Here is an 11,927-nt window from a genome sequence, read left to right as displayed (position 1 = left end):
GAGGAGGCCACGACATGGCGGAGCCCACGCCGCGTCGCAACGAACCGCGGCTACGCCCCGCGCCCCTGCTCTTCGAGCCGGCCGAGGCGGCCGGCGATCCGGAGCACTTCTTCGATCTGGAGTCCATCGACGATCCGCGGGCGCTGCTGGCGCGGGCGACCGAGCTGACGCTGGCGTTCCGCGCGGCGGCGGACCGCGCCGTGGAGTTCCAGGCGATCGCGGCGGCCCAGCTGGCCGATCCCCGGCGGTTCGACCGGCTGACGACCGCGGACATCGCCGAGCGGGCCGAGTGGACCGAGGACTACGCCAAGAAGATGGTCGAGTTCGGCCGGGACCTGCTGCGGGGGGCGGACGGACGGGGTCCCGATCCGGTCTGAGTGATCCGTATGGCATATGCCAGCCGGGCAAGATACCCGTTGCCGCCGTCGGCTGTCCCGGTTTCCGGCAACTCAGCGAAACGGAACGCACACGGCGGGTAGACCTGGGTGGCATGAGCAGCAGCACAGTCACCCTCGACGGAGCCTCCTGGCTCGCCTCGGCGGGAACGTATCCGCGCAGCACTCTCGCGCTGTGGGACGAGCGGCCGGACGCCCCGGTCGTGCTGCCCTGCGGCGCCGTCTTCGACGTGGTGAGCGCCCCCGCGGTGTTCGGGCGCCGGATGCTGGACCGGCTCTGGGAGGAGGGGCCCGGCTCGGGACCGGTGGCGCTGCACCGGGGCCGGATGCTGCTCTTCGCCGCGCCGGGCACCGCGCAGCGGCTGCCCTCGCTGATGGAGTGGGAGGAGTGGGGCTGCCAGGGCCGCACCGGCGAGATCCCGCCACTTCTCTGCCATGGCAACGGCGACGCCGTGACCGTCCCCGCCCCGGCCGGCCCGGAGCCGGCCGCGGCCTCCGCGGGATCCCGCTGGATCGTCGCTCCGGACACCCGTCATCCCTGGCTGCCGGGCCCGGAGGTGCTGCTGTGGGCGGCGGTCCGGACGGCCCGGGCGGCGGTGCGGATATCGATTTCGCCTCCCGCCGACCCGGATGCTAAGGTCTACGACGTCAGCAGGCGCCGCTAGCTCAGTTGGTTAGAGCAGCTGACTCTTAATCAGCGGGTCCGGGGTTCGAGTCCCTGGCGGCGCACTAGCGATTAGGTCGCTGACCTGGGCGTTCTCGATTGCGAGAACGCCCTTTCGCTTTTTCCGGAGCGGCTCTCCCACGCCGCGATCAGCTCTCCCGCGCTGGCGAGATCTTGACGGTCCAGGCGCCCGACGCCGTCCGGCCCTCCACCTCGACCCGGACGTCCTCGCCCGGCACCGTGAAGCTCTCCCCGACTGCGACGGGGGCGTCGGCGAGCGCCGGGTAGACCGAGTTCTCCCAGCAGGCCTCCGTCTCCGGATGGGCGTCGATCACCTGGACCGGGCCGCCCCCGGAATCGGCGCCGCTGTGCACCCGGTACACCAGGACGCCCTGCCGGCAGGCGGCGTGGTCGTTGCCGACCGTGCCCCGCGCCTCGAAGGCCAGCACCCGGTCGGGGCCGGTGCGCACCACGGCCAGCTTGGTCCCGCGCCCGGAGCCGAAGAACGGCACCCCGGCGGTCCCCGTCACCGGCACGCCCGGGCCGGCGCCCAGCGACTCCAGGGTGAGCCGGGCCGGTCCGCTGCCCGGCACGCACACGACCTGGCGTTCCTCCAGCCAGCCCAGCTTCCACTTGTGCCAGCCGAAGAGGTCGGGGGCGAGTCCGAACTGGCTGCCCATCAGGTCCCAGTCGCCGACATGGGTGTCCCAGTCGCCCTTGCCGTCCGTCGGACGGTGGTAGAGATCCGGCAGGTCGAACACATGGCCGGTCTCGTGGGCGAGGACCAGCCGGTCCGGCGGGTGGTCCTCGAACACCGTGACGACCCGCCGGATGTCCGTGCCGTCGGCCCGCAGCGGGGTGTCCAGATTGACCACCTTGGTGGCGTCCGAGTCCACGCCCGGCGCGTGCGGATCGGCGACGAAGTAGACGACGTCGTAGCGCGAGAAGTCCACCTGCCCGTCGCTGGCGGCCAGCGCGTCGCGCAGATAGGCGGCCCGCTGCGGGGCGTTCCAGTCGCGCTGTATGGCGTACGCCGTGGACGGGCGCGGCATCCGGATCCAGTTCCGCAGCGGATGCGGGCGCAGCGTGAACCGGCCGTAGGACGCCTGTGCGAAGTAACGGCTGGTGACGGGGAAGTGATCGGCGGTCAGCTCCGCCGGGGTGATCAGCGGCTCGGAGTCCGGGAAGGACAGGAAGACCATCACCGCGTCGAGTGAGCGGGTCGGCCGCGGATAGGCGGCGTTCCAGGTGTCCAGGCCCTCCGAGTGGTGGGCCCTGGTGCGCTGGAGGGCGCAGGGTGCCGCCGAGAAGGGCTCGGCGACCGAGGGGCCGGTGAAGAGGGAGGTCGCGGCGAGGGCCGCCAGGGTGGTGAACACGGCCGCGGTGCTGCGCAGTCGGGGGCGCGGAAGCGGACGCGGCACGAGGACCTCCGGATGCGGTCGGGGAGACACCGCATCCAGCGTGTGGCAGATTGTCGTACTGCGTCCTGTTTGTCTGGACCGGACGAGTGAGACGGGCAGCCGGTTCGGAAGACGACACCCCCGAAGTGCTCACGGAACGTCACCAGTGGTCGTAGGGCTGGCGAAGGCGTCCAGCCGTGGGCAGAAACGATCCGCCCGCGAAGTGGGTATGCCCTGAGTGACGGGCAGTGGCTGGAAGGGCCGGAGGACAGCCTCTATGATCGGCACACTTTCCTGCGCGGACGACGATCGAGTGCACTGCGGGAGCGAGCGGTGAGCGGAACCTCCGAAGGGCCGACGCCCGCGGCAGACCTCATCCGGCCGGCCGTCACAGACAGTAACTCCGAGGCGCCGGGTGGTACGGACGCTGTCGCCTTCGTACCCATGGGCGCGCACCTGGGCGCCGCCGCACTCGTCCCCGCGGACGGGGCCACGGACGCCGCTCCCGTGCCCACAGGCGCGGACGTGGACGCCGCACTCGTCCTCACGGGTGCGGACGCGGACGACGCGGCGGTCCGCGGCCGCGACTCCTACCGGTCCGCCTTCGCCGCCGCGCCCCTCGCCATGGCCGTCGTCGACCGCGAGGGACGGGTCGTCACCGCCAACGAGACGCTCGCCGCCCTCTTCGGCACCGAGCCCGGCGCCCTCGTCGGACGCGTCGCCGCCGACCTGCTCGACCTCGCCTCCGACCCCCGCACCTGGCACGCCTACCGCGAGGTGCTGCGCGGCCGGCAGGCCAGACTCCGCTGCACCCGCCGCCTCAAGCACCCCGACGGGCCCGCCGTCTGGGCGCAGATCACCGCCGCCCCGCTCGCCGACGGCGCGCCCGGCGTCCTGCTGTCCGTCACCGACATCAGCGCCCGGCGCGAACTCCAGGCGCAGCTGCGGCACTTGCAGATGCACGACCCGGTGACCCGGCTGCCCAACCGCACCCTGTTCTTCGAACGCCTCTCCGCCGCCCTCGACACCGACTACCACAGCCGCGGCGGCACCGGCCGGATCGGCCTGTGCTACCTGGACCTCGACGGCTTCAAGGCCATCAACGACACCCTCGGCCACCGCGTCGGCGACCGGCTGCTGGCCGCCGTCGCCGACCGGCTCACCCGCTGCGCCGAGAAGGCCGGATACACCCGCTCCGGAGCCCCGCTCGTCGCCCGGCTCGGCGGCGACGAGTTCGCCCTGCTCGTCGAGGACTCCACCGGCACCGAGCAACTGGCCGATCTCGCCGAATCCGTACTGAACGCCCTCCAGGCCCCGTTCGACCTCTCCGGACAGCGGCTGAGCGTCTCCGCCTCCATCGGCGTCATCGAACGGCAGGCCGCCGGGACCACGGCCACCGGCCTGATGCAGGCCGCCGACACCACGCTGTACTGGGCCAAGGCCGACGGCAAGGCCCGCTGGACGCTCTTCGACCCCGAGCGCAACGCGCACCGCATGACCCGCCAGGCGCTCGCCTCCACCCTGCGCCCGGCCATCGACCGGGGCGAGTTCACCCTGGAGTACCAGCCGCTGGTCGGCATGGCCGACGGACGCCTCAGCGGGGTGGAGGCGTTGGTGCGATGGAATCATCCGCAGTTCGGCACACTGACGCCGAATCGGTTCATCGGACTGGCGGAGGAGGAGGGCGCCATCGTCCCGCTCGGCCGCTGGGTGCTCGCCACCGCCTGCCGCCAGGCCCGCCGCTGGCAGCTGGAGAACCCCGACGAGCCGCCCATCTTCGTCAGCGTCAACGTGGCGGTCCGTCAGGTCTGGGACTCCGACCTCGTCGCGGACGTGGCCGAGACCCTCGCCGAGACCGGCCTCGCCCCGCACCTGCTGCAACTGGAGCTGACCGAATCCGCCGTGATGGGCTCCTCGGGCCGCCCGCTGCGCACCCTCCAGGCGCTCAGCGACATGGGCGTGCGCATCGCCATCGACGACTTCGGCACCGGTTACTCCAACCTCGCCTACCTCAGCCGGCTGCCGGTGTCCGTGCTGAAGCTGGACGGGTCGTTCGTGCGCGGCTTCCAGTACGAGGACGCGAGCGCGCACGCCAGCCCGGCCGACGAGGTCATCGTCGAGGCGATGATCCAGCTCGCGCACCGGCTCGGGCTGACCGTCACCGCCGAGTGCGTGGAAACCTCCGCGCAGGCCGGGCGGCTGCGCCGGATCGGCTGCGACACCGGCCAGGGGTGGCTGTACTCCCGGCCGGTGGCCGCCGACCGCATCTCCGAGCTGCTGGCCTGCCCCGCGGGTCAGGCGGCCGGCAAGCCGTAGGCGTCGGCGATCAGTTCGAAGCTGCGCAGCCGCACCTCGGCGGTGGGCGTGTTGGCCGTGATCATCAGCTCGTCCGCGCCGGTGCGCTTGCGCAGGTCGTCCAGGCCGGTGCGGACCTCGTCCGGGGTGCCGTGGATGACGTTGGAGCTCCACGACCGCGCGAAGTCCAGCTCCATCGGGCCGAACTCGTACGCCTCCGCCTCCTCCGGGCTCGGCACCAGGCCGGGCCGCCCGGCGCGCAGCCGGATCATGCTCAGCACGGCCGCCCTCACCTCGCGCCGGGCCACCCGCTCCTCGTCGGCGGCCAGCGCCGAGACACCGATCAGCGCGTACGGCTCGGCCAGCAGCTCCGACGGCTTGAAGGACTCCCGGTACAGATCCAGCGCCGGGATGGTGTTCTGCGCGGAGAAGTGGTGGGCGAACGCGAACGGCAGGCCCAGCAGACCGGCCAGCCGGGCACTGTAGCCGGAGGAGCCCAGCAGCCACACCGGCGGGCGGTGCGGGGACTGGACACCACCCGGGGAGGTGGCCTGGACGGGGCCGGGCACGGCGTGGATACGGCGGTAGGGGTGACCGTCGGGGAAGTCGTCGTCCAGGAACCGGGTCAGCTCGGCCAGCTGCCGGGGAAAGTCGTCGGCGCCCTCGTCGGGACGGTCGGTGCGGCGCAGGGCCGCAGCGGTGGCGCCGTCCGTGCCGGGCGCGCGGCCGAGCCCGAGGTCGATCCGGCCCGGGGCCATCGCCTCCAGGGTGCCGAACTGCTCGGCGATGACCAGCGGGGCGTGGTTGGGCAGCATCACCCCGCCCGAACCGAGCCGGATGCGGTCGGTGTGGGCGGCGAGATGGGCGAGGATCACCGCGGGCGAGGAGGAGGCCACGCCCGGCATGGAGTGGTGCTCGGCCACCCAGTAGCGGTGGAAGCCCCGGGACTCCGCCAGCCGGGACAGGGCGACGCTGGTGCGCAGGGCGTCCGTGGAGGTGCTGCCCGCGCTGACCGTGACCAGGTCCAGCACCGACAGGGGGGTGGGGGCGGAGCCGTGCGCGGTGCCCCGGACGCCGTCGCTGTCGCCGGTGCGGTTCTCGGCGTCCCGGGTGTCGTCTGCCGCCACGGTGGGCCTCCTGCTCTTGTCGCCATACGGTGGGTCATGGGCGTCAACGGGAGGCGCCGGGAGGTTCATTCCCGGATTTTGCGATACGTCGTCCACGACACAGCGGCGCCCGCCGGCCCCGTTGGGCGCCGGCTCACCCGGTGTCCGAGGTCTCTAGGGGCGCCAGCTCACCCGGTGTTCCGCCAGGTGGGCCAGGACCGCGTGGTTCGCCTCCCAGCCGTCCGGGAACTTCACCAGCGTCCCCAGCCGCACCGGCTCCGTCGACGGATAGTCGTCCAGCAGCTCGCCCACGCCCGCCCGGCAGACCACGATGCACGCGTGCCGGTGCCGGGAGGCGAGCACGCACAGGCGGCCTGTCTCCAGGTGGAAGGCGGTGGCGTCGGGTCGGCCGGAGAGCGGGTGCAGGACCACCGTCACGTCGTACTCCCGGCCCTGGAGCCGGTTCGCCGTGTCGACCGTGACCTCGCTCACGCCCAGCTCGGCGAGGGCCGCGCGGACGGCCGCCGCCTGGTCCCGGTGGGCCGTACCGACGGCGATCCGGCCGGCGGTCAGGGGCGCCGGGTCGGGAGACCGCTCCGAGGTGGCCGCGCCGCCCCGGTCCAGCAGGCGGCGCACCACCGTCGCCACCGCCCGCACCGCCTCCGGGTCGGTGCGCGGGGTGTGCCGCGCGGGCAGCTCCAGCAGGCCCCAGCCCGACTCGGCCGCCTCGTCGATCACCCGGTCCGGGCCCGAGCCGTCCGACGGAACCGCGAAGGCCAGCCTCCGGTCGCCGTGGCCGGTGCCGCTGCGGAAGCGGGTGTACGGGTAGAAGGCGTCCGAGACCAGCGGAGCGGCCGAGGCGGGCAGCCGCCAGGAGACCGGCAGCCGGTGCTGCGGCAGCCCCGGGTTGTGCGCGAGCAGCGTCGTCACCGCGGACGCCGACGGGTCGTACGACAGTCCCGCCCACTGCTCGCTGCCGACGATCGCGAACGGGTCGAGCTGCCCCGGGTCGCCCACGAACAGCGCCCGCTCGAACAGCCCGGCGACCGCGAGCAGCGCGTCGGAGCGCATCTGGTACGCCTCGTCGACGATCGCGTGCCGCCACGGCTCGTCGACCTTGACATGCGCCCACTTGGCGGCCGTCGACAGGACGACGGGCAGACCGGTGAGATCGGCCGCCTTCGCGGACGTACGGACGTTCGGCAGCGCGTCCAGCGCCTTGTCGTACGGATCGGCGTCGCTGCTGTGCAGCCGGCCCACCGGCAGCTCGGGGCTCTTCTCGGCCAGCCGCAGCACCAGGTCGTCGACCTGGGCGTTGGTCTGCGCGACCACCATCAGCGGGCGCCCCGCGCCGGCCAGTTCCAGCGCCGCGCGCACCACGAGGGTGGACTTGCCCGCGCCGGGCGGCGAGTCGACGACGACACCGCGGTCCGGTCCGTGCAGCGTGTCCCGCAGGATCGCCTCGGTGGCCCGCGCGGCGGCGGTGCCCGGGTCGAACGGGGCCCCGGGGTCGGCGATGGCCTCGGCCGTCACAGCACGTCCTCCTCGGTCACGGGGTCGGCGGGTTCGGGGGCGGACTCCTCACCGGGCGGACCGCCGTGCGTCCACGGGGTGTCCTCGGGGTCCGGCAGCTTGGCGCCGCCCCGCTGCTCGTGCTCGAACAGCGTGAAGCAGATCCGGTCGCCCTTCTCGGGCACGGAACCCGGCTCGGGCTCCTTGCCCCGGCCCATCTTGTCCAGGACCCGCAGGACGATCAGCGCGCCGGCCGCACCGTCCTCCTGCACGGCCACGAACTCGCACGACTGCGGCCTGCCGTCCAGCGAGCGGTACACCTTCGCCCGCTCGCCGAGGTGCGGCCGGTCGTCCGTGCGGACCGTGACCAGCGGGCGCGGGCTGGGCCGCCTGCCCTCGCTGTACGCCATCTCCACATCGACGACCTCGCCCGCGAAGGCCTCCCCGGAAAGCCGCCGGCCCGCCATCACCAGCGGATCGTCCAGCGCCTCCTGCGCCTCCAGACGGGCCTGCTCGCGCTCCCGCGTGGCCAGCTTGTTCGCCGCGGTCACCGCGTCGTCGTGGCGCGGCTGCGGCGGCTCGCCGGACAGCACCCGGTCGCGGTGGCCGGTGAACGACCAGCGGTCCCGCGTCCACCGCTCCTCGACATGCCCGCCCTCCGGCAGCGCCCGCAGCAGGTCGAGACCCCGCCACACCGCGTCCCAGGCCGGGCGGGTGACGCTCTCCACCAGGGCGCGGATCTCCCGCTCGGCCGCGGTGACGGCCCCGAGCCGCTCGTCCGCCTCCAGCCCGTCCTCGGCGGCGGCGAGGGCACCGCGCGCGCGGTCGTAGCGCTCGATCGCCGGGGCGAGCAGCTTGTTGTCGAACGCCGGGTCGGTGGCCGGACCCGCGGGCGGGCACAGCAGCTGCCCCCGCTCGTCCCGGGCCAACTCCGCGCGCAGCGCCGCCTCGGCGCCGGAGTCGCCCCGCGGCGGGTCGATCCAGGCGAGCAGCGCGCCCAGGTGCTGGTCCTCCAGGCCTGACTGGCCCGTCGCCCAGTGCCGCGCCAGCACCTCGGTCAGCGCGAGCAGCAGCGAGGAGCCCGGCACCCGGGACCGCTCCGCGTAATGCGTCAGCCAGCGGCCCAGCAGCGGCACCCGGGGCGGGGCCGGATGCGGCGTCTCCGGGTCCTGCTCCGCCGTACGGCGGAAACGCATCGAGCGGCCCAGCAGCCGGACGAAGTCGATGCCCGCGCGGCTCGGCACGATCAGCTGCGGGGCGTCCGCGCACAGATCGACCTCGACCTTGATCCGCTTGCCGGTCTCCGGGTCGGTCTCGGTGCGCTCGGCGGCCTCCACGGCGTCCGCGTGCGCGTCGATGTACGGCAGCACGACGTCCGCCAGCTCCGCCAGGAACGCGAACCGCAGATCCCGGTCGCGCGGCTGCGGGACGACCAGCAGCCGGGGCGCGTCCCGGTCGGTGCCGACCAGCGCGCCCAGCGGCGCCCCGGCCTCACCGGCGGTGATCAGCGGCACGAAGACCAGCGGCCGCTCCGACAGATGCCGGTGCCGCACGGTCGCGGTGGGCTGGGCACGGCCGGTGTCGAGGGCCTCCAGCCGCGCGAGGGTGGTGATCAGCGACACGGGGCGGCCTCCTGACCGGGGATGCCCGCGTGACCGGGGGTGTGCGGGGCGGGCGGGCCCGACCGGCCGTCCCGGTCCGAAGCCGCCGTGGCCAGGGCCTCCGCGCGCAGGCGCGCCGCGCGGCGCAGGGCGGCCACCGTCGGATCGTCCGGATCGCCGCTCTCGCCGCGTGCCGCCGACAGGACGTCGCCCACGGTGGTCAGCCCGCCCAGCTCGGCACGGGCCGCGCGGCCGAGGGAGGTGACCGCGCCGGCCGCGCGGGACCGGCCGCGGCAGTGGAAGGCCAGCTCGCAGGCGGACAGGCACTCGGGCGCGTACGCCGCCGGGACCGACTCCACGGCGGCGGTCAGCTCGGCGGCCGGCAGCTCGGGGGAGAAACAGGTGCCCTCGGGCAGCGCGTCGACGATGTCCTCGATGCGAGTGAGCCGGGCCAGCTGGCGGCGGGTCACCGCGCGCTGCTTGCGCACGTCCACCGCGGACGCGGCGGGCAGGTTGGAGAAGTCCTTCGGGCACACCAGCAGGATCCGGTGCCGCACGCGCGGGGCCGGGTCCAGCCGGGCCGCGACCTCCTCCAGCGCCAGCACGTACACCGCGGACTGCCGGGCCGCCGCGCCCACCTTCGCCGGGTCCGCGGAGCCGTCCAGCATCGGGAACGACTTGATCTCCACGACCGTCCAGCTGCCGTCCGGGTGCACGACCACCGCGTCCGGCTCCAGGAACGCCGGGGACCCGGCCACGTCGAGGGCGAGCATCGGATGGTCGAGCAGTGTCCAGCCGCCCGCCTCCACGGCCTCCCGCAGCGCCAGCGCCGTACGCGCCGCACGCCCCTGCGGGCCGATCGCGGACAGGTCCGGCACCCGCCCCTCATCGGGCGGCGCCGCCTGCGGATCCAGCTTCCCGTGCGCCAGGCGCAGCAGCTCGGCGCCGCCGTCCGCCTTGACCCGGGCCTCGAACGCGTTGCCCCGGGTCAGGGCGAACTGCGACTGGCCGAAGGCGGACGGCGAGCCCAGCGCGTCCGCCAGTCTCGTCTTGTCCACCCCGGCCCCGTCGAGGACCGCCCGCCGCGCGCAGCCCGGGTTCGCGGCCAGCGCCGCGAGGGCACGCGCGTCGAGCGCCTTGGCCGGTACGTCGGGACCGCGCAGCTCAGCGAGCCGCTGCCGGAGCGCCGTCCCCCGCCTCCGAGGGTGCGGCACTGGGCTCGGCTCCCGGTCCGAACCGTGACTCGCGCTGCCGTGGAATTCGCTCACCCGCCGAAGTCTGGCATCCGTCACTGACAATCGAGGCCTGTGCGGCCGTTGCGGCCTGCGGGACGGGTGCGGCGACGTGTGCGGTACGGGCTGCCAGACGGGTCTTGACCCGGTCCGCGGCGCGCATCACCAGCGGGGTGAGCAGCAGTCCGGCGCCCATCACCGCCGCCCCCGCGGCCGCGTCGAGGAAGTAGTGGTTCGCGGTGCCCATCACCACGATCGTCGTCACCAGCGGATAGACCACGGCCGCGACCTTCGTCAGGCGCGTCCCGCCGTACCGCCACAGCATCACCCCGCACCACAGCGACCAGCCGACGTGCAGGCTCGGCATCGCCGCGTACTGGTTGGTCATGCCGCCCAGCCCGCGCGGCGCGCTGGCCTCCCCGCCCCACCAGCCGTACGAGCTGTACTGCGCCATGGTGTCCACGAAGCCGTACCCGGCCGACAGCAGACGGGGCGGACAGGTGGGCAGCAGGGTGAAGCCGATCAGGCCGATGAACGTCGAGGTCATCAGCCAGGTGCGGGCCGCGCGGTAGTGCACCGCGCGGGAGCGGAAGATCCAGATCAGGATCGCCGGGGTGACCAGGTAGTGCAGCGACGCGTACCAGAAGTCGGCCGGGACGCCGATCCACTCCTCGCGCGTGAACAGCCGGTTCAAGGGGTGCTCGGCGTTGAGGTGCAGGGCCTTCTCGACGCGCAGGATGGCCAGGCCGTGGTCGACGGCCGTCGAGACGTCCCCGCGGGCGAGCAGGCGGCCCGCCGAGTAGCAGGCGTACACCATGACGAGCAGCGGCAGTTCCGTCCACCAGCGCAGCCGGGTCCGCGGGGCCACCTCGATGCCTGGTGACTCGGTCTGCGGCATCCGATCGCCCTCCCCCTTCGTTCCACGTTCCACGGCCACGCCTCTCTGGGGCGCCCCGGCCCTTTGAAGACGCAAAGATCGCCCCCCAGGTTGCCCCACCACAGGGTGCGCGATGATGGAGGGGTTCCGCCTCTGGTTTCCCCCGGAAAGGTCATCCATGGCACCGCGCATCCTGCTGGCCCGGCACGGACAGACCGAGTGGTCGCTGTCCGGCAAGCACACCGGCAGGACCGATGTGCCGCTGCTCGACGAGGGCCGGCGCGGCGCCAAGCTGCTCGGCGAGCGGCTGCACCGGGCGCCGTTCGACGGCCTGCCCGGCGTCGAGGTGCGCACCAGCCCGCTCTCCCGCGCGCGCGAGACCTGCGAACTCGCCGGGTTCGGCGACCGCGCGCAGACCTGGGACGCGCTGATGGAGTTCCACTACGGCGCCTACGAGGGCATGACCCCGGCCGAGATCCAGGCGATACGTCCGGGCTGGCTGATCTGGCGCGACGGCGTGCCCGAGGGCGAGACACTGGCCGAGGTGACGGCCCGCGCGGACGAGGTCGTCGCCTGGGCCCGCGAGGCCGACCGTGACGTCCTGGTCTTCGCCCACGGCCACATCCTGCGCTCCATCGGCGCCCGCTGGCTCGGTCTCCCGATCGCCTTCGCCTCCCGCATCCGCCTCAACCCGACCTCCCTGTCGATCCTGGGCTGGGCCTACGGCGAACCTGCCATCGAGAGCTGGAACGACTCGGGGCACCTACCGGGCTAGGGCCTGGCTGACAATCCCCGCCTGCGTCGCGGCGTCTGGCACGCACGCTCGCCGCGTTGCGGAAACGCCC

Annotated in this window: 10 protein-coding genes and 1 tRNA gene; 5 read left to right on the top strand and 6 right to left on the bottom strand. The window is 73.9% G+C overall.

Annotation, left to right across the window (positions count from 1 at the left end):
* Positions 1 to 14: 14 nt before the first annotated feature.
* The 3 genes from VE614_RS31690 to VE614_RS31680 all read left to right on the top strand — a co-directional run bounded on the left by VE614_RS31690 (position 15) and on the right by VE614_RS31680 (position 1,124).
* Complete coding sequence (locus VE614_RS31690; protein ID WP_086167629.1) at positions 15 to 377, top strand: hypothetical protein; 363 nt, start codon at positions 15 to 17, stop codon at positions 375 to 377.
* Positions 290 to 1,060 (top strand): bifunctional DNA primase/polymerase, encoded by a 771-nt coding sequence (locus tag VE614_RS31685; protein ID WP_324945127.1) that lies wholly within the window; start codon positions 290 to 292, stop codon positions 1,058 to 1,060. The genes VE614_RS31690 and VE614_RS31685 overlap by 88 nt, the downstream gene beginning before the upstream one ends.
* A tRNA-Lys gene (locus VE614_RS31680) sits at positions 1,051 to 1,124 on the top strand. Before VE614_RS31685 ends, VE614_RS31680 begins: the two co-directional genes overlap by 10 nt.
* Before the next feature lie 84 nt (positions 1,125 to 1,208).
* Here the strand turns inward: VE614_RS31680 and VE614_RS31675 are convergent.
* Positions 1,209 to 2,480, bottom strand: coding sequence for a M6 family metalloprotease domain-containing protein (locus VE614_RS31675; RefSeq protein ID WP_324945124.1), 1,272 nt, complete (start codon positions 2,478 to 2,480; stop codon positions 1,209 to 1,211).
* Positions 2,481 to 2,792: 312 nt separating this feature from the next.
* Here VE614_RS31675 and VE614_RS31670 point away from each other — a divergent pair, with 312 nt between their 5' ends.
* On the top strand, positions 2,793 to 4,775 hold the full coding sequence (locus tag VE614_RS31670; protein ID WP_414719680.1) for a putative bifunctional diguanylate cyclase/phosphodiesterase: 1,983 nt from the start codon (positions 2,793 to 2,795) through the stop codon (positions 4,773 to 4,775).
* On the opposite strand, the gene VE614_RS31665 is transcribed toward VE614_RS31670, so the two are convergent.
* From VE614_RS31665 to VE614_RS31645, 5 genes are all read right to left on the bottom strand, one after another.
* Positions 4,754 to 5,881 (bottom strand): LLM class flavin-dependent oxidoreductase, encoded by a 1,128-nt coding sequence (locus VE614_RS31665; RefSeq protein ID WP_324945118.1) that lies wholly within the window; start codon positions 5,879 to 5,881, stop codon positions 4,754 to 4,756. The two genes, VE614_RS31670 and VE614_RS31665, sit on opposite strands and share 22 nt — an antisense overlap.
* Positions 5,882 to 6,034: 153 nt before the next feature.
* Positions 6,035 to 7,393, bottom strand: a complete 1,359-nt coding sequence (locus VE614_RS31660; RefSeq protein WP_324945115.1) for an AAA domain-containing protein — start codon at positions 7,391 to 7,393, stop codon at positions 6,035 to 6,037.
* Positions 7,390 to 8,994, bottom strand: coding sequence for a hypothetical protein (locus tag VE614_RS31655; RefSeq protein ID WP_324945111.1), 1,605 nt, complete (start codon positions 8,992 to 8,994; stop codon positions 7,390 to 7,392). Before VE614_RS31655 ends, VE614_RS31660 begins: the two co-directional genes overlap by 4 nt.
* The gene (locus VE614_RS31650; protein ID WP_324945108.1) at positions 8,985 to 10,187 is read right to left on the bottom strand and encodes a hypothetical protein; all 1,203 of its coding nucleotides are present in this window, start codon (positions 10,185 to 10,187) and stop codon (positions 8,985 to 8,987) included. Before VE614_RS31650 ends, VE614_RS31655 begins: the two co-directional genes overlap by 10 nt.
* Positions 10,138 to 11,103, bottom strand: a complete 966-nt coding sequence (locus VE614_RS31645) for a phosphatase PAP2 family protein (RefSeq protein WP_324945105.1) — start codon at positions 11,101 to 11,103, stop codon at positions 10,138 to 10,140. The genes VE614_RS31650 and VE614_RS31645 overlap by 50 nt, the downstream gene beginning before the upstream one ends.
* 157 nt (positions 11,104 to 11,260) lie before the next feature.
* On the opposite strand from VE614_RS31645, the gene VE614_RS31640 reads away from it, so the two are divergent.
* Positions 11,261 to 11,857, top strand: coding sequence for a histidine phosphatase family protein (locus VE614_RS31640; protein ID WP_324945102.1), 597 nt, complete (start codon positions 11,261 to 11,263; stop codon positions 11,855 to 11,857).
* Positions 11,858 to 11,927: the final 70 nt, after the last annotated feature.

Origin of the sequence: Streptomyces sp., assembly GCF_035645055.1 — a bacterium.
GTDB lineage: Bacteria > Actinomycetota > Actinomycetes > Streptomycetales > Streptomycetaceae > Streptomyces.
Note: the sequence above shows the minus strand (reverse complement) of the source record. Positions and strands in the feature narration are given on the sequence as shown.